This is a genomic window from Streptomyces sp. NPDC101152, from assembly GCF_044768275.1.
Classification (GTDB): domain Bacteria; phylum Actinomycetota; class Actinomycetes; order Streptomycetales; family Streptomycetaceae; genus Streptomyces.
On record NZ_JBIWPO010000026.1, the window covers coordinates 1 to 16,615 of the forward strand.

The window sequence follows — 16,615 nt, forward strand, 5'->3', positions numbered from 1 at the left end:
CGACGGCGGCCCGTCCAGCGGCCGCACCGAAACCGTCCAAGCCGGGCCCGGGACGGCCTCCCGGCTCGAAGAACAAGCACCGGGCCACACGTCACCACGTCGGCAAGACGGTCAAACGCGCCGAGTCGATCAAGGAACACCAAGCCCGCCGAGCATAAACGCCAAGCTAGGCTGCCGCGCCCCTACCTGTCCCTGCCGCAGGCGTAGGCGAGCGGCGAGATCAGCTCCTCGGCGTCCGGCAGCCACCGGTTGGCGGGCGTGGGCCGGCAGGCCCACTGGACAGCGCCCCGGGACCCGTACCGGGTGGGCGGCGCGGCCACGTACGCCCCCTCGCCGAGCACGGTGAGATCGAGGGCCGTGGGAGTCCAGCCCAGCCTGCGCAGCAGGTCCGGGACCTTCACCGACGCCCCCGGCAGCACGAAGAAGTGCATCCGCCGGTCCGGCGTCAGCGTCACCGGCCCGAGCGTCAGCTCCATGCGCTCCATCCGGGCCAGCGCGAGGAAGCCGGCCGTCTCCGGGACGGACACCGCGTCGAAGGTGCGGCCCGTCGGCAGCAGGATCGACGCCGCCGGCTGCTTCTGCCACATCCGGCGCGCGACGGTCGCGCTGCCCGTGGTCTGCGTCGCCCAGTCCTCCCGCGCCGGGTGCGCCCCCGGCGCACCGCACGCGCCGTCGCCGCAGGAGCAGTGCTGCACCCCGTCGACGGCTTCCAGCCAGGTGCCGGGGAACACGTCCCAGTGGCGCTCCTCGGCGTAGCGCACGGCGGTCTCCAGCAGCGTTTCCCCGCGCTGCTTCGGAATCTGAGCGGCGTCGGTGCCCGCGATCGTCTCTTCCACGCCCAACACAACTCCCGCACCCACCTCGGGTTACGGCTCTGGCGCGCGCGGGGGAGGAGCATCGATTCCGCACCTGGGGCGCATGGATGCATGTGTGGGGGCGCAGAGGAGGAACGCCGGCGTGAGCGGGGTAGCCAGGAGGGGGGTCGGTTACCTCTTTACCCCGGCAATCCTCAGGAAACCTCGCATGGCGCGCATTTCGCGCAGGTAGGCGGGGCATTGATCTTCACGGCCGGATCTTTTCGCCCACCGCAGCCACAGGGGGTACGCCAATGGCCGCAAGGCCTCTCGTCGCGCGGCAGCCGAACGAACGGCTGCAGGCGCTCATCCAGGAGGCGGGGTGCTCGAACGCCGGGCTGGCCCGCCGGGTCAACATGTGCGGCGCCGAGCACGGCCTCGACCTGCGCTACGACAAGACGTCGGTGGCCCGTTGGCTGCGCGGACAGCAGCCGCGGGGCAGGGCGCCCGCGATCATCGCGGAGGCCCTGGGCCGCAAGCTCGGCCGTACGGTCACGATCGACGAGATCGGCATGGCCAACGGCAAGAACCTCGCCTCCGGCGTCGGGCTCCAGTTCTCGCCGACCGTACTGGGAGCCATCGAGCAGGTCTGCGAGCTGTGGCGCAGTGACGTGGGCCGGCGGGACTTCCTGTCCGGTTCGTCCGTCGCCGCGTCCGCGCTGGTCGAGCCGAGCCGGGACTGGCTGATCTCCTCGCCGGACTCGCAGGTGGCGCGTGCGGCGGGCCCGCGCGTCGGGCGGTCCGACGTGGCGGCCGTGCGGGCGATGACCCAGGCCCTCGTGGACCTGGACCACCAGTACGGCAGCGGGCACGTCCGCCCGGTCGTCGTGCACTACCTCAACAGCGTCGTCTCGGGGCTGCTGGCGGGCTCGTACCGGGAGGCGGTGGGCCGGGACCTGTTCGCCGCGGTCGCCCGACTGACCGAGCTCGCCGGGTACATGGCCGTCGACACCGGCCAACCGGGCCTCGCCCAGCGGTACTACATCCAGGCGCTGCGGCTCGCGCAGGCGGCGGGAGACCGCGGGTACGGCGGCTATGTGCTCGCCGCCTCCATGAGCCATCTCGCCGCGCAGCTCGGAAACCCGCGGGAGATCGCGCAGTTGGCGCGGGCGGCGCAGGAGGGGGCGCGGGGCCGGGTCACCCCGCGCGCGGAGGCGATGTTCCTCGCGGCGGAGGCGCGCGGGCACGCCCTGATGGGCGACGCGCGGGCGGCCCAGGTGGCGTCCGGGCGGGCGGTCGGCGCGCTGGAGTCGGCCGACGCCTCGTCCGGGGACGACCCGGCGTGGATCGTCCACTTCGACGAGGCGTACCTGGCCGACGAGTTGGCGCACTGCCACCGGGACCTCGGACAGGCCGAGGCGGCGGCGCGGCGCGCCGAGGAGTCCCTGGCCGGGCTCCCGGAGTCCAAGGCGCGCCGACGGGCCATCGGATATGTGCTGCTCGCCACCGCGCAGGTGCAGCAGCGGGAGATCGAGCAGGCCTGCGCCACGGGGCTGAAGGCGGTCGAGTTGCTGGAGACCCTGCGCTCCAACCGGGGCGCCGAGTACCTCGAGGACTTCCAGCTGCGGCTGGAGCCGTACCGGGAGGAGCCGGTGGTGCGGGAGTTCGGGGCGCGGCTGGAGCTGCAGGCGGCAGCGTGAGGGCGGGCGACCGGCCGGTGTCCGGCGGGTGAAGGCGCGGGAAACGGCCGGTTGCCGAGCGTGACCACGTGAAGGATGGACATAAGGAGCGTGTGGGAGAGCGGATCTGTTACCGCTGTCACAGGGCGGGAGGTTGAGCCCTGAGCTGCGTGGCACCCGGCTCGGGGGACCCGGTAGCGTGAACCGACGATTCACAAGGTCCCCCCTATGTAGGAGTCCCGGTGACGCAGAGTGGACAGGGCGAGAAGCCCTCGCCGCGCGAAGCGCGCGAAGGCATCGTGCTGCCCTCCGACGGCGGCGAACCCCTGCTCCCGGGCATGCTCAACGCCGCCCAGGACGGGACGGCGCCGGGTTCCCCGGGCAACGCGGGCACGAGCCACTACGGCGGCCCGCCGCCCGCTGGCCCCCAGTCCACCGGTGCCCCGCCGGCACCGGCGGCCCCGCCCGGCGGGCAGTCCTGGGGCACCCCGTGGGGCCCCGAACAGCACCAGACCCCGGCACCTCCCGCGGCCACTTCCTGGCCGACGCCGCCGGACCAGACCTGGGGCGGCACCGCCGACCAGTGGTCCACCCCCGCCGCCCAGCCGCTCCTCCCGGAGGGCCAGGGCAGCGCCCCGCTGCCGCCCGGCACCTTCGGCGCCCCGCTGCCCCCCGCCGCCGACGAGGGCGCCACGCAGTACATACCGCCGGTGCCGGCCGCGCCCGCGCCCGGCACTGAGGGCGCCACCCAGTACCTGCCGCCCGTGGTGGGCGGTGACGAAGGGGCGACGCAGTACATTCCGCCGGTCGCGCCCGGGGCCCTGCCGCCCGAGGTCGGGGGGCCCGTGGGCGCGGAGGCGACGCAGTACCTGGGACGGACCGGCGCCGGGCCGTTGCCGCCCGCCGTCGGTCCCGACGCGCAGGCCACGCAGTACATCCCGCCCGTGTCCGACCAGGCGCCCTACGGCGCGCAGCCCGGCGGGGACCGCCAGCCGCCTTCCGAGTTCGACAACCTGTTCCGCAGCGGTCCGGCGGCCAACGGCCCCGCGGGCGCCACCCAGCACCTGCCGCGCTTCGAGCAGCCGCCCGCCCAGTCCCCGTACGCCCAGCCGCCGTACGGACAGCAGGCGACGCCCTCGTACGGCGGGCAGCCCCCGCAGGGCCCCCACGGTCCGCAGGACACGAGCGGTGGGCGTGGCCGGTCGAAGGTGCCGCTCATCGCCGCGATCGGGGTCGGCATCGTCGTCATCGGTGTCGGGGCCGGAGCGATGCTCGGCGGTGGGGGCGGCGGCGGCAAGGCCAAGAACCAGACCGTCTCCGCGACGGCCCCGGCGACGCAGGGTTCCGCCTCGGCGGGCGGCGATGCGGCGAAGCAGCAGGCGGTCGCCCTGGACAAGCTGCTGGCGGACAGCGGCAACAGCCGCGCCGCCGTGATCAGCGCGGTGGCGAACGTGAAGAACTGCAGCAACCTGGACACCGCCGCCTCCGACCTGCGCGACGCGGCCACCCAGCGCACCCAGCTGGTCACCCGGCTGTCCGGCCTGTCCGTCGACCGGCTCCCGAACCACGCCGCCCTCACCACCGCCCTCACCCGGGCGTGGAAGGCGTCCGCCGCGGCCGACAACCACTACGCGGCCTGGGCCGACCAGGTCGCCGGCAACAAGAAGAGCTGCAAGAAGGGCCAGGCCCGCAACACGGGCCAGACCGCGGCCGGCAACCGCGCGAGCGGCACCGCCAGCGAGCAGAAGGCCAAGGCCGCCGACCTGTGGAACGGTCTCGCGCGGACGTACGGCCTGACCCAGCGCCAGCCGACCCAGCTCTGAGCGCGGCTCAGCCGACCTGCGCGCCCTGCAGCGTGCGCGTCATGTCCAGGAAGCCCTGGCGCGCCGTCACCAGCTGACCCTGCCGCACCACCTGGAGGGTCACCTCGGCGTTGACGACGCGGGGCAGCCCGATGCTGGCGAGCGGGCCCTGCTCGCCCCAGTGCAGGGACGGGGTGAGCCCGCCGGTGGAGACCCGCAGACCGCCGTCGAGGGCCCGGCGGACGGCGTCGGCGGTCACGTCACCGCCGCCCAGCGACTGGACGGCCTTGGTGAAGACGGTGTAGGCGATCCAGGTCGTCTGCACCCCGGCGTCGGCGGGGTCGATCCGGTTGTCGCCGAAGGCCTGCGCGCTGATCACTTTCTTCATCGGGGCCCAGCGTGGGTCACTGGCCGGCGGGTACCAGCCGGTGATGTACGCCCCCTCGTAGGGGCCCCCGGCCGCGCCCGACTGGTTGATCACCGTCTGGTCGACGCTGTCCAGGGTCGCCGCCGTGCGGACCGCCGGGTAGGCGTCGCGGGCCCGGCGGAAGGAGTCCATGAAGGTGTCGGTGCCGTCCCCGAGCGCGGGGATGACGCACCCCCTCCTGGCCTTGTCGCCGGTCGCGGCCGCCAGCGCCTGCTGGGCCGGCTCCTCGTACTCGGTGGTGTCGTCGGCGGCGCGCTGGTCGACGGCGTTCTCGTGGCCGCCCGCCTTGAGTCCCGAGTCGAGCATGGGCGGCAGCTCGTCCCCCGCGATGCTGTCGGCCCGTACCAGCGTCACCGGGCCGCAGCTCGAGGCGAGTTCCCTGCCGAGGCCGGCCAGCAGGGTCGGCCGACCGCCGTTGACCGGGTAGGACAGCGGGCTGGTGAACTCGGCGGTGGTCACGCCGTAGCCGCCGATGTAGGGGATGCCCGCGCCCTCGAGGTCGGTGAGGTACGAGTCGCCGAACTGGCTGTAGGAGCCGACGACGGCGACGACGTTCGCCTTCACGGCGGCGCGGGCGCACTGCGCGGCGGCCACGCTGTCGTTGTGGTCGTTGCAGGTCAGGACCTTCAGCTTGCGGCCGTTGAGGCCGCCCCTGGCGTTGATCCAGCGGGCGTAGGCCTGCGCGAACGCCGGCATGCCCGGCTTGTTGGTGGCGCTCGTGCCCTGCGGCGCCCAGGTCATGACGGTGATCGGGCCGTCCCCGGAACCCCCCGTGGTACCGGGGATGACCCCGCAACCAGCGGCGAGTGACGCGCACGCGACCAGGGCCCCCGCCGTGCGCACGGTGGCTCTGACGGGCCGGGTGAACGAGGGGAGGAAGGTGCTGCGGTTGCGTCGCCTGCCTGTCATGGGCCCACACGCTTCCGTCACATCACCAACCCGGAGGTGACCCTCGGTTATGGGTCGGTGACGGCAAGGTGAAATGCCGGGGCCGGTGAGGCGCGGGACCGGAAGAACGTACGATCAGTGACCGTGCAAGGTACGGAGAACCCTTCCCGTCGTGGCCGTCGCTCCTCCACCATGGGCGACATGCCACTGACCGACATGCCGTGGTGGCGCTGGCGCAGCAATGTGCGCTCCGCGCTGCACATGCTCTCCGACCCCGCCTTCCAGCAGAACGTCTGGCTGGCCGGCGTCGACGGGTACGGGGACGTCACCGACGCCGTGTACCGCCTGGTGGAGGACACCTGGCTGGACAACTGGTCCGCCGAGAAGTACGTCGGCACGATCTTCCGGGACTCGCAGGAGGCGGCCCTGGTGGACACCGCGGTGCTGCGGGTGCTGCGGATCATGCACCAGGTGGGGCCCGACGCCCCCGTCTCCGTGTACATGGAGAACCCCGGCTGGCCGGACGCGGTGCGGGCGGCACGGGACGCGCACGTGCGGATGGCCGTGGCCGACGGCGAGGACCCCGACGCGCCGCCGCGCACCCTCGAGGTGCTGCGGATCATGACGCGTTCCGCGTGACGGACACCGGTCCGCGCCGCGGCCCGGTCGTGGGACCATGGCGGGCATGAACGAGCAGTCCAGCCGGGCCGCGGCGAGCCCCGCCGACCAGTACGTCCTCACCCTCTCCTGCCCTGACAAGAAGGGCATCGTGCACGCCGTGTCGAGCTACCTCTTCATGACGGGCTGCAACATCGAGGACAGCCAGCAGTTCGGCGACCACGACACGGGTCTGTTCTTCATGCGCGTCCACTTCTCGGCGGAGCCGCCGGTGACGGTGGACAAGTTGCGCGCGAGCTTCGCGGCGATCGGTGACTCCTTCCACATGGACTGGCAGATCAGCCGGGCCGACGAGAAGATGCGCGTCGTCCTCCTGGTCAGCAAGTTCGGGCACTGCCTGAACGACCTGCTCTTCCGCGCCCGTATCGGCGCGCTGCCGGTGGAGATCGCGGCCGTGGTGTCCAACCACACGGACTTCGCCGAGCTCGTGGGCTCGTACAACATCCCCTTCCACCACATTCCGGTGACGAACGACACGAAGGCCGCGGCGGAGGCGCGGCTGCTGGAGCTGGTCCGCGAGAACGACGTCGAGCTGGTGGTGCTGGCCCGCTACATGCAGGTGCTGTCGGACGACCTGTGCAAGCAGCTCAGCGGGCGGATCATCAACATCCACCACTCCTTCCTGCCGAGCTTCAAGGGCGCGAAGCCGTACCACCAGGCGCATGCGCGGGGTGTGAAGCTGATCGGGGCGACGGCGCACTATGTGACCGCCGACCTGGACGAGGGGCCGATCATCGAGCAGGAGGTCGAGCGGGTGGGGCACGACGTCACGCCTGACCAGTTGGTGGCGGTGGGGCGCGACGTGGAGTGCCAGGCGCTGGCGCGGGCCGTGAAGTGGCATGCGGAGCGGCGGATTCTGCTCAATGGTCGACGGACGGTTGTGTTCGCCTAGGAGCTCGATCCGTCGGCGCGTCGGCGGCTGCGGGTGCGTGGGGGCCGTTCGCGCAGTTCCCCGCGCCCCTAAGAACCGCCAGTGGACCGGCCTCCGCCACGTGGCCGCCTACATCCGGCTCATCGACGCCGCCGCGAACAGCACGTCCCTGATGGCCTCGCGGTCGCCGACCTGCCCTGCCGCCGCCTCCGCCGGAGGCACGTGCCCCGCGGCCAGGCGGCAGAACTCCACGCCGTCCAGGGCGACGTGCGCCACCTCCAGCTCCGCGGAGCCGACCGCCCCCGGCGAGTCCAGGGGGATCAGCCACTCCCCGCCGCCCGACCCCTCGATCTCAAGGCGCAGGCTGCGCCCGGGCTCCCCGGCGACCCCCAGACGCGGGGCCGCACCGGCGGCCGGCCCCGACCGCCGGCGCTCCGCCAGCACCAGGGGCAGCATGCGGGCCGCCAGGTCGATCATGCGGTGCAGGTGCTGCGGGGACGGCGGCTCGTACGGGTAGTCGATCGCCTCGGCGATGTCCTCCGCGTGCACCCAGCACTCGAAGGCCCGGTCCAGCATCGCGTCGCGCAGCGGCAGTTCGAAGTCGCCGTACGAGACGGCCGGCCCGTCGGAACCGGCGCCGGTGAACGACACCGTGCGGACCAGCTCGTGGCTCTGCTCGCGCCACGGCACCCTGATGCCGCGCGTGGGCGGGAAGTGCGAGGTGTGCCAGTACGCCTCGGTGCGCGCCACCGGTGTGGGGCGCTCGGCGACGATCTCGCCGAGCGGGTCGTCGAGGCCGAGGGCGACGGCGACAAGACCGTCGACCGTGAGGAGGTGGGCGATGACGCCGGCCACCGTCGTACGGCGGCTCTCCGCGCCGTCGCCCCCGAACCACCGCAGCCGTACCGGCGCGTGCCACTCGGCGTCGCCGATGTCCTGCAGCAGCGCGTCCAGGCGGGCCGTCTCCGCGTCGTAGGGCGCCGCCCACTCCGGCACCGGGATGCGCGGCGGGCGCCGGTCGAGGCAGCCCTCCAGGACGCGGGTGCGCAGGGCGGGGTCCAGATCGAGGCTCTCCGGCGGATGCAGCAGGCCGACGGCCTCCCGCAGCCGTCGCGCCTCGTCCGCGCAGGCCCCGCAGCCGCCGAGGTGCTCCTCGACGGCCGCCGTCTCCGCGGCCGAGCAGGCGGCCAGCGCCCACGCGCCCAGCAACGACTTCAGGACCTGGTGCTCCAGCACCAACGGCGGCGGCTGTTCCTCCGGAGCGGGCAACGGACGGTCACCGTCCTCGACGGACGCGCGCGGCAGCGGTATGCGCGGCGGCACGTCGACGTCGTCGTGCTCGTCGTAGTCCTTGAAGCCGCTCACACGGCACCGCCGAATCCGGGCGGTGCCCCGGGGGCGCCGGTGTCGTGGGCCGTGGACAGGAGCTGCAGGCCCAGGCGGAGGCGGCGGCGGGCCTCGTCCTCGGTGACGCCGAGGTCGGCGGCGGTCTGGCGGTAGTCGCGGCGCTGGAAGTAGGCCAGGTCGAGGGCGGCGCGCAGGGGAGCGGGCATGGAGGTGACGATGTAGTCGGCGCGGGCGGCGACCGAGGCGCGGCGGACCCTGCGCTCCAGTTCCTCCGCGGAGCCGCCGGAGCCCCGGGCGAGCGCGGCGGTCTCGGTGGCGCGCAGCCGTTGCACGGCCAGGCGGTGGGTCAGGGTGGCCACCCAGGTACGCAGCGGGCCCTCCCTGGGGTCGTACGCCTCGGGATGTTCCCAGACGTGGGCGAAGACGTCCCGGGTGATGCCGTCGGCCGCGTGTTCGTCCCCGAGCACGCGGTGGGCCAGGCCGTGGACGAGGGAGGCGAACCGGTCGTAGAGCTCGCCGAGGGCGGCCGCCTCACCGCGGGCCAGTCGCTGCTGCATCTTGCGGTCCCAGCGGGGCGGTGCGTCCTTCTTCGCCATGCGGCCCCCTCACCCCGTCTTCGCCTGTCAGCCAGCCTGCGCCCACCGTCATCCCGAATGTAGTCGGCACCTCTGGCAGCGCACGCCCCTTTGTCGCATTGCGCGCCCCCGCGGGAGCCGCAGGTGATAGTGGACGTTCGCTTACCCGGTCCAGAACTGATCGAACAGGATCGAAGGCGACCAAAACAAGCCTCTTCCGATCGGTTTCCGTTTCTGGGCCTGTGTTTCAGGGAACGGCCGCTGGGCAGCCGCGCTGCAAGGAAGCGTAGGAGCAGCTTCCGGTTGCGGGGATTCCGGCGAGCGAAGGGCATGGTGGTGGCGTTCTATGTGACCGGCGACGAGCAGGGCGAATGGACCGTGCTCCGTGTGTCGGGCGAGCTGGACCTGGTGACGTCCCCGGTACTGCGTCAGCGGGTGCACGATGCGGTGGCCGACGGCCGCCACAGTCTCGTCCTGGACCTCTCCGAGGTGTTCTTCTGCGACTCCAGCGGCGTCGGCGTGCTCATCGCCGCCCGCCGCCTCATCCGCTCCTGCCAGGGCAACCTGCGGCTCATCCTGCCCGCGCAGGGCGCGGTCGACGGCTCGCACGTCAACCGGGTCCTGGGCGCCCTCGGGGTGCGCCGCCTGTTCGACGTGTACGCCGGTCTGGACGACGCCGTCACCGAGGAGGCCGGCCCGCTCTCGGCGTAGGCCTCGCGCCACAGGCCACCCAACAGCACCGGGTCATTGCCACACTGTTGTCCCGGAATTCACCCGGTCCTGGCACAAGTGCCGCTCCGCCGTGCCCCGACGGCCCCGCTCGTCGTACGCTCCGTCCAGGTACCGGAGTACCGGACATATGCACCCGACGTGAGGTAAGGCGGCCCCAGAAGACATGGTCAGCAGCGAGTACGAGCGCCGGATCGCCGCCCGGTTCGCCACCTTCGACCAGGACGGCAACGGCTACATCGACCGCGGGGACTTCAGCGTGGCGGCCAAGGCGCTGCTCGCCGAGTTCGACGTCGCGGCCCGCTCCGACAAGGGGCAGGATCTGTACGCCGGCGCCGAGGCGTTCTGGCAGGGCATGGCGGGGATCGCGGACCGCGACGGCGACCAGCGCATCACCCGCGAGGAGTTCGTGAACGGCGCGGTCAAGCGGCTGCGCGACAACCCCGAGCGGTTCGCCGAGATCGCCCGCCCCTTCCTGCACGCGGCCCTCGCCGTGGCCGACACGGACGGCGACGGGGCGGCCACGGTCGCCGACACCGCGCGCGTGCTGCGCATCCTGGGCGTCGACGAGCAGATCGCCCAGGCCGCCGCCACCGCGCTGGACGCCGACGGCGACGGCAGGGTGGGAGAGGCCGAGATCGTCCCCGCCCTCGCCCGCTACTTCACGGTGCCCGAGTAGCGCTCCCGCAGCTTGTACTTGAGCACCTTCCGCAGCGTCTCGCCCCGCGGAAGGGCGTCCACCACCTCCAGTTGCTCCGGCAGCTTGTGCACGGACAGCCCTTCCGCGCGCAGGTACGACGTCACGGCCGGCAGGGTCAACTCCTCGGCTCCCGGCGCCCGTTCGACGACCGCGCACACCCGTTCGCCGCGTTCGGCGTCCGGCAGCCCGATCACCGCGACGTCCCCGACCGCCGGGTGCGCGGCCAGCAGGTCCTCGATCTCCTTCGCCGAGATGTTCTCCCCCTTGCGGATGATCACGTCCTTGAGCCGCCCGGTGAGCACCAGATGCCCGCTGTCCTTCACGAACCCCAGGTCCCCGGTGCGCAGGAACCCCTCCGCGTCGAAGGCCTCCGCCGTCTGCGCCGGGTCCAGGTACCCCTGGCACACCGCCTCCCCGCGCAGCCGCACCTCCCCGTCGACGACCCGTATCTCCATCCCCTCCGGCGGCCGCCCCTCGGTGGTGGCGAGGTTCTCCACGGTGTCGTCCGGCGCCCCCATGGTGATCATCGGCACCTCGGTCATCCCGTAGCCGTGCGTGAGCTGCACGCCCATCTCCCGTACGACGGCGTGGTACACCTCCGGCGGCTTGGGCGCCCCGCCGCCCGCGAGCAGCCGCAGCGTGGGTATCACCTTCGTCCCCGGCTGTTTGCGCTGCTCGGCGAGGAACATCGAGTAGAACGCCGTGGACCCGCCCGCCACCGTCACGCCGTGGCGGCGGTAGCCCGCCAGTGCGTCCGGCAGGGCGAACTGCTCGAACATCACGGCCGGGAAGCCGTACAGCAGCAGCATCACCGTGTAGTCGGGCCCGGCGATGTGCGCGTACGGGAAGGCCATCGAGCCCACGTCGTCGGCCGACAGACGCAGCGCGTGGGCGAGGCAGGAGCCACCGGCGATCAGCGAACGGTCCGTGTGCAGGACGCCCTTGGGGTCGGAGGTCGTGCCGGAGGTCCAGTAGATCCAGCGCACGGAGGTGCCCTCGGCGGGCGGCGGGGGCAGGACGGCCGGGTCGCCGTGGGGCAGGTCGTCGTACGCCTCGAAGATCCCCTTGGCGCCGAGCCGCCGGGCCATCTCGGTGTGGTCGAAGCCGCGCCAGGTGCCCGGCACCGCGAAGTACTCCGCCTTCGACTCCCGTAGCGCGAAGCCCACTTCGCGGTCCCGGTAGAACGGGATGACCGGCGTCTGCACGGCGCCGAGGCGGGCCAGCGCGAAGGAGAGCAGGGCCGTCTCGATGCGGGTGGGCAGCTGCCAGGCGACCACCGTGCCGGGGCGTACGCCCATGTCGTACAGGCCGGCCGCCACCCGCTCGGCCCGCGCGCGCAGGTCGCCGAAGGTCAGCGCGCGGTCGTCCTGGAGGAACACGGGACGGTCGGGGGTGAGCCGGGCGCGGCGCTCCACCAGCTCCCACAGCGTGCGGGAGGAGCTCAGGGTGTGCGGGGTCTCGGTCGGGTCCGCCATGTCTGCCCCCTGCCTTGGCTGACGACTCGTCAGGTGACATGCTATCTGACGGGTCATCAGATACGTAACGCCCGTGACGTCCGGCGGAGGGGAACCATGACCGAACTGCCCCGCATCATCAGCGTCGACGACCATGTGATCGAGCCCGCGCACCTCTTCGAGACCTGGTTGCCGGCGAAGTACCGCGACCGGGGCCCGCAGCCCCTGACGGCCGGGATCGGTGAACTCGCCTACGTGGGCGGCAAGTACCAGATCACCATGGACCCGGAGGGCCCGCCGACGGACTGGTGGATCTACGAGGACCTCAAGTTCCCGTACAAGCGCAACATCGCCGCCGTCGGCTTCGACCGCGACGAGATGACCCTGGAGGGCATCACCCGGGAGCAGATGCGACGCGGCTGCTGGGACCCGAAGGCGCGCCTGGCGGACATGGACCTCAACCACGTCGAGGCCAGCCTCTGCTTCCCCTCCTTCCCTCGCTTCTGCGGGCAGACCTTCGCCGAGGCGCACGACAAGGAGGTCGCGCTGGCCTGCGTGCGTGCCTACAACGACTGGATGGTCGAGGAGTGGTGCGGCGACAGCGGCGGCCGGCTCATCCCGCTGTGCCTGATCCCCCTGTGGGACGTGGAGTTGGCGGTCGAGGAGATCCGCCGCAACGCCGCGCGCGGAGTACGGGCGGTCACCTTCTCCGAGATCCCGACCTACCTCGGCCTGCCCTCCATCCACTCCGGCTACTGGGACCCCTTCTTCGCGGTCTGCCAGGAGACGGGGACCGTGGTCAACATGCACATCGGCTCGTCCTCGCAGATGCCGGCCGCCTCCCCCGACGCCCCGCCCGCCGTGCAGGCCGCGCTGAGCTTCAACAACGCGATGGCCTCGATGATGGACTACCTCTTCAGCGGGGTCCTGGTGAAGTTCCCGACCCTCAAACTCGCCTACTCCGAGGGCCAGATGGGCTGGATCCCGTACGCCCTCGAGCGCGCCGACGACGTGTGGGAGGAGCACCGGGCCTGGGGCGGCGTCCGCGGGACCATCCCGGAGCCGCCGTCGACGTACTACTACCGCCAGATCTACTGCTGCTTCTTCCGCGACAAGCACGGCGTCGCCTCGCTGGACGCGGTGGGTCGCGACAACGCCACCTTCGAGACCGACTACCCGCACGTCGACTCGACCTTCCCGCACACCAAGGAGGTCGCCCTCGACCATGTGAAGGGCCTCGACGACGAGACCGTCCACAAGCTGATGCGGGGCAACGCGATCCGCATGCTGGGCCTGGACCTCGACCGCTGATGGATCTCTCCTACACGCCCGAGGAGGAGGAGTTCCGGGCGCGGCTGCGGGAATGGCTGGCCAAGGTGCTGCCCACGCTGCCCGCGCAGCCGTCCCCGGACGACTGGTCCGCGCGTCGGGCCTACGACCTCGGCTGGCAGCGGATGCTGTACGACGCCGGGTACGCCGACGTCCACTGGGACGCCTCGCCGACCGTCCGGCTCATCTTCCTGGAGGAGAGCGAGAAGGCCGGCGCGCCTTACGTGGGCGCGAACTTCGTCGGTCTGCTGCACGCAGGCCCGACCATCGCCGCCGAGGGCACGGAGGAACAGCGGGCACGCTGGCTGCCGCCGATCCTGCGCGGGGAGGAGGTCTGGTGCCAGGGCTTCAGCGAACCGGACGCCGGCTCCGACCTCGCGTCGCTGCGGACGCGGGCGCGCAAGGACGGCGACGAGTACGTGGTGAACGGGTCCAAGATCTGGACGTCCCATGCCGAAGTCGCCGACTGGTGCGAGCTGCTGGTACGGACGGACGCGGGCGCGCCGAAGCACCGGGGGATCAGCTGGCTGGCCATGCCCATGGACGCGCCCGGTGTCACCGTACGGCCGCTGCGGACGCTTGCCGGGTCCGCCGAGTTCGCCGAGGTGTTCCTGGACGACGTGCGGGTGCCGGTCGCCAACCGGGTGGGGGAGGAGAACGACGGGTGGCGGGTCACCATGGTCACGCTGTCCTTCGAGCGGGGCACGGCGTTCGTGGGCGAGGTCGTCGCCTGCCGGCGGGTGCTGGGCGAACTGGCGCGGGAGGCACGGCGGAACGGACGCTGGGACGATCCGGTGCTGCGACGGCGGCTCGGTCGGTTGAACGCGGAATTCCGGGCGTTGTGGCGGCTGACGCAGTGGAACGTGAGCGAGGCGGAGGCCTCCGGCGGGGTGCCGGGGGTGGGGGGTTCTGTTTTCAAGCTGCGGTATTCGCATGCGCGGCAGGAGTTGTACGACGCCGCTGCCGCGGTTCTGGGGGCGGATGCCCTGGACCTGGACCGGCCCTGGATGCTCGACCGGCTGTCGTCGCTGTCGTACACCATTGCGGCCGGTACCTCGCAGATTCAGCAGAACATCGTGGCCGAGCGGATTCTCGGGTTGCCGAAGGGGAGGTGAAGGGTGCGGTTTCAATTGACCGAGGTTCAGATGGAGTTGCGGGGGAGTGTGCGGGGAGTCTTGGGCCGGTGGTCGTCTGACGGTCGGTGGGGGCTGGTCGCGCCCCGCGGCGGAGCCGCACATGGACACAGCCCCGCGCCCCTAAACGGCAGTGCAGGACCCGGCGCTTACCAGCCCCGTCTCGACCGGGTTCTGTGGCGCACTCTCGGAGAGCTGGGCTTTTTCTCTCTACGACTGCCCGAAGTGAACGGAGGGGCCGGACTTGGCTTGCCTGAAGCCGTGTTGGCGTTCGAGGAAGCCGGGCGGGCGCTGGTACCTGGGCCGCTCGTGGCCACGCACCTCGCGGCCGGGGAAGTGCCCGGGGCCGCCACCGGGGATGTCGTCGTGGCCGCCGCTGACGGCAGGATCGTGGAGTGGCTGGACGAGGCGGACGTCGTGCGGCCGGGCGCCGAGGGGGCCGTACCGCTGCGGTCGGTGGATCCGTTGACGCCTCTGCACCGGGTGCCCGCACCGGCACCCCCGGACCCCGTCGCTGACCTCCTCACCGCCGCGGAGCAGCTCGGTACCGCCGCGCGGGTGTGTGAGCTGGCCGTGCAACACGCCCGGACGCGGGAGCAGTTCGGGCAGCCGATCGGGGCCTTCCAGGCGGTCAAGCATCTGTGCGCGCAGATCCTGGTGCGCGTCGAGGTGGCCCGGGCGGCCGTCTACGCGGCGGCTGTCACCGCCGACCGGGCCGACATCGCCGCGGCCCGGCTGCTCGCCGACGAGGCGGCCGTGCGCGGCGCCCGCGACTGTCTCCAGGTGCACGGCGGTATGGGCTTCACCTGGGAGAGCGAGGTGCACCTGCAGCTGAAACGCGCCTGGGTGCGGGCGCAACGTGGTGGAGGTGTCACGGAGAGTGAGGAGTTGCTCGCGGCCGAGCTGACGGCGTGAAGGACTGTGGTGGCCGCTGTGCTGGGATGTAGTGAAAAACACACCCGTTCATGTCACGGATCGTGGCATCTCGACACTACGGAGCGTTGATATCGGGTTGTGTCCTGGGTGCGCCCCGTCACGGCCCGGAGTCGGCGGGCCGCTCCGGTACCTTCTGTGGGATGCGAGTGGTTCCGAGCACGCGCCACGTCGGTGTTGCCCCTGGGGCGAGGCCGGTTCCGGGCTGTTCGACTGCTCGCGGCGAGCGTCGCACAGTATGCCGCACGGGTACTCCTTCGCGCTGGAATATGCCCGAAGCGCTTGTTGAGGTGACTGTACGTCAACCATGCTGTCTCTTAAGGGATTCACGTTCCGTGACCCTTGCCTTGGGCTCTGCTCTGGCTGTTGTTCTGGCCATGCAGAAAATGGCTACGATCGTGGCCCTCGTCGCGGTACGTGCGTGGCGCGAGGTCATGTGTCCGCCGGTTCGGATGGTGTGAGCGGTGCAGGTGCTTCAGGTGCAACTGGAAGTCCGGCCCGACCCCGCAGAGGTGGGGCGGGCCCGGAGGTGGGCCCGTTCGCGCCTGGCCGGGTCCGGTATAGAGGGCGACGAGTCGCTGGCCGAGACGCTGATCCTGCTCGTCTCCGAACTGGTCACCAACGCCGTCGTGCACACCGGCAGGCCGGCCGTGCTGCGGTTGTCGCTGCCGGGTGCGGCGGTCGGTTCGGCGACCGTTCGCCTCGAGGTGGCCGACGCCAGTTCCCGGGCCCCGGTGCCGCGGTGCGTGGACGGTGACGCGACGGGCGGCCGGGGGCTCGCGCTCGTGGACGGCCTCGCCGACCGCTGGGGCTGGAGCCCCGACGGCGCGGGCAAGCGCATCTGGTGCGAACTCGACCGCGCGGAGGAGGCTTCGCACGCCTCGGTGGTCTGTCCCGGCGGCGCGGCTGCCTATGAGGGGCTGGCGTTCGAGGTCGTGTGATCGCCGGACCGGGTGGTTGGTCGGCGGCCCGGTCGACCGGCGCACGGGTGCGGAAAGTCCGTCAGCGCTGGTGCACGGGAGCAGGGACCGCTGTCACGCCCCCTCCGTCGGGGCCCGGTGCGCCGGGACGTGCTTCCGTGCGCACCCCTGGCAAAGGGCGCGTAAGGGATAAATCTTCGTACGACTGTTGACGGGCCGTGACCGTTTGATCACGCTGGTGGGCAGCGATTCGCCGTGAGGGGACGCCGAGGGTGCTGGTGACGGACGCCCTTGGCGAGTGTGGGTCGTGATTCGGCGTCGACTCTTTCAGGGCCAGGGGGAGTCGGGGCGGGAAC

General features: G+C 72.1%; 15 protein-coding genes. 10 read left to right on the forward strand and 5 right to left on the reverse strand.

Going from position 1 to position 16,615, the window contains the following annotated elements:
- Positions 1-182: 182 nt before the first annotated feature.
- Positions 183-845 carry a bifunctional DNA primase/polymerase gene (locus ACIRVK_RS28260; RefSeq protein ID WP_404251855.1) on the reverse strand — a complete coding sequence of 221 codons (663 nt, stop codon included), beginning with the start codon at positions 843-845 and terminating at the stop codon, positions 183-185.
- Positions 846-1,108: 263 nt separating this feature from the next.
- On the opposite strand from ACIRVK_RS28260, the gene ACIRVK_RS28265 reads away from it, so the two are divergent.
- Positions 1,109-2,494, forward strand: coding sequence for a transcriptional regulator (locus ACIRVK_RS28265; protein ID WP_404251857.1), 1,386 nt, complete (start codon positions 1,109-1,111; stop codon positions 2,492-2,494).
- Between the two features lie 221 nt (positions 2,495-2,715).
- Positions 2,716-4,296: a hypothetical protein gene (locus ACIRVK_RS28270; RefSeq protein ID WP_404251859.1), complete on the forward strand. Its 1,581-nt coding sequence runs from the start codon at positions 2,716-2,718 to the stop codon at positions 4,294-4,296.
- A 7-nt stretch (positions 4,297-4,303) separates the two neighbouring features.
- Here the strand turns inward: ACIRVK_RS28270 and ACIRVK_RS28275 are convergent, their stop codons facing one another.
- The gene (locus ACIRVK_RS28275; protein WP_404251860.1) at positions 4,304-5,611 is read right to left on the reverse strand and encodes an ABC transporter substrate-binding protein; all 1,308 of its coding nucleotides are present in this window, start codon (positions 5,609-5,611) and stop codon (positions 4,304-4,306) included.
- Positions 5,612-5,728: 117 nt separating this feature from the next.
- On the opposite strand from ACIRVK_RS28275, the gene ACIRVK_RS28280 reads away from it, so the two are divergent.
- Complete coding sequence (locus tag ACIRVK_RS28280; protein ID WP_404251862.1) at positions 5,729-6,229, forward strand: hypothetical protein; 501 nt, start codon at positions 5,729-5,731, stop codon at positions 6,227-6,229.
- A 46-nt stretch (positions 6,230-6,275) separates the two neighbouring features.
- Positions 6,276-7,160: a formyltetrahydrofolate deformylase gene (gene purU, locus ACIRVK_RS28285; RefSeq protein ID WP_404251864.1), complete on the forward strand. Its 885-nt coding sequence runs from the start codon at positions 6,276-6,278 to the stop codon at positions 7,158-7,160.
- Positions 7,161-7,268: 108 nt separating this feature from the next.
- Here purU and ACIRVK_RS28290 read toward each other — a convergent pair whose 3' ends face one another.
- A complete protein-coding gene (locus ACIRVK_RS28290; RefSeq protein WP_404251866.1) occupies positions 7,269-8,504 on the reverse strand; it encodes a zf-HC2 domain-containing protein in 1,236 nt (411 codons plus the stop codon).
- Complete coding sequence (locus tag ACIRVK_RS28295) at positions 8,501-9,082, reverse strand: sigma-70 family RNA polymerase sigma factor (protein ID WP_404251868.1); 582 nt, start codon at positions 9,080-9,082, stop codon at positions 8,501-8,503. The genes ACIRVK_RS28290 and ACIRVK_RS28295 overlap by 4 nt, the downstream gene beginning before the upstream one ends.
- A gap of 309 nt (positions 9,083-9,391) precedes the next feature.
- Here ACIRVK_RS28295 and ACIRVK_RS28300 point away from each other — a divergent pair, with 309 nt between their 5' ends.
- Together ACIRVK_RS28300 and ACIRVK_RS28305 are read left to right on the forward strand one after the other, a co-directional pair.
- Positions 9,392-9,772, forward strand: coding sequence for an STAS domain-containing protein (locus tag ACIRVK_RS28300; RefSeq protein WP_404252091.1), 381 nt, complete (start codon positions 9,392-9,394; stop codon positions 9,770-9,772).
- A gap of 184 nt (positions 9,773-9,956) precedes the next feature.
- The gene (locus tag ACIRVK_RS28305) at positions 9,957-10,469 is read left to right on the forward strand and encodes an EF-hand domain-containing protein (protein WP_404251870.1); all 513 of its coding nucleotides are present in this window, start codon (positions 9,957-9,959) and stop codon (positions 10,467-10,469) included.
- Here ACIRVK_RS28305 and ACIRVK_RS28310 read toward each other — a convergent pair.
- On the reverse strand, positions 10,448-11,965 hold the full coding sequence (locus ACIRVK_RS28310; protein WP_404251872.1) for a class I adenylate-forming enzyme family protein: 1,518 nt from the start codon (positions 11,963-11,965) through the stop codon (positions 10,448-10,450). The two genes, ACIRVK_RS28305 and ACIRVK_RS28310, sit on opposite strands and share 22 nt — an antisense overlap.
- Positions 11,966-12,061: 96 nt before the next feature.
- Here ACIRVK_RS28310 and ACIRVK_RS28315 point away from each other — a divergent pair, with 96 nt between their 5' ends.
- The 4 genes from ACIRVK_RS28315 (at position 12,062) to ACIRVK_RS28330 (ending at position 16,280) form a co-directional block, all read left to right on the forward strand.
- The gene (locus tag ACIRVK_RS28315) at positions 12,062-13,255 is read left to right on the forward strand and encodes an amidohydrolase family protein (protein ID WP_404251874.1); all 1,194 of its coding nucleotides are present in this window, start codon (positions 12,062-12,064) and stop codon (positions 13,253-13,255) included.
- Entirely contained in the window at positions 13,255-14,388 is a 1,134-nt protein-coding gene (locus ACIRVK_RS28320; protein WP_404251876.1) for an acyl-CoA dehydrogenase family protein, read from the forward strand. Before ACIRVK_RS28315 ends, ACIRVK_RS28320 begins: the two co-directional genes overlap by 1 nt.
- A 3-nt stretch (positions 14,389-14,391) precedes the next feature.
- Positions 14,392-15,321, forward strand: a complete 930-nt coding sequence (locus ACIRVK_RS28325; RefSeq protein WP_404251878.1) for an acyl-CoA dehydrogenase family protein — start codon at positions 14,392-14,394, stop codon at positions 15,319-15,321.
- Positions 15,322-15,818: 497 nt separating this feature from the next.
- Positions 15,819-16,280 carry an ATP-binding protein gene (locus ACIRVK_RS28330; RefSeq protein ID WP_404251880.1) on the forward strand — a complete coding sequence of 154 codons (462 nt, stop codon included), beginning with the start codon at positions 15,819-15,821 and terminating at the stop codon, positions 16,278-16,280.
- The last annotated feature ends 335 nt before the right edge of the window (positions 16,281-16,615 follow it).

Coding starts and splice junctions, on each gene's coding strand:
- ACIRVK_RS28265 (WP_404251857.1), top strand. CDS start 1,109: ATGGCCGCAAGGCCTCTCGTCGCGCGGCAGCCGAACGAACGGCTGCAG.
- ACIRVK_RS28275 (WP_404251860.1), bottom strand. CDS start 5,611: ATGACAGGCAGGCGACGCAACCGCAGCACCTTCCTCCCCTCGTTCACC.
- purU (WP_404251864.1), top strand. CDS start 6,276: ATGAACGAGCAGTCCAGCCGGGCCGCGGCGAGCCCCGCCGACCAGTAC.
- ACIRVK_RS28295 (WP_404251868.1), bottom strand. CDS start 9,082: ATGGCGAAGAAGGACGCACCGCCCCGCTGGGACCGCAAGATGCAGCAG.
- ACIRVK_RS28300 (WP_404252091.1), top strand. CDS start 9,392: ATGGTGGTGGCGTTCTATGTGACCGGCGACGAGCAGGGCGAATGGACC.
- ACIRVK_RS28305 (WP_404251870.1), top strand. CDS start 9,957: ATGGTCAGCAGCGAGTACGAGCGCCGGATCGCCGCCCGGTTCGCCACC.
- ACIRVK_RS28310 (WP_404251872.1), bottom strand. CDS start 11,965: ATGGCGGACCCGACCGAGACCCCGCACACCCTGAGCTCCTCCCGCACG.
- ACIRVK_RS28315 (WP_404251874.1), top strand. CDS start 12,062: ATGACCGAACTGCCCCGCATCATCAGCGTCGACGACCATGTGATCGAG.
- ACIRVK_RS28320 (WP_404251876.1), top strand. CDS start 13,255: ATGGATCTCTCCTACACGCCCGAGGAGGAGGAGTTCCGGGCGCGGCTG.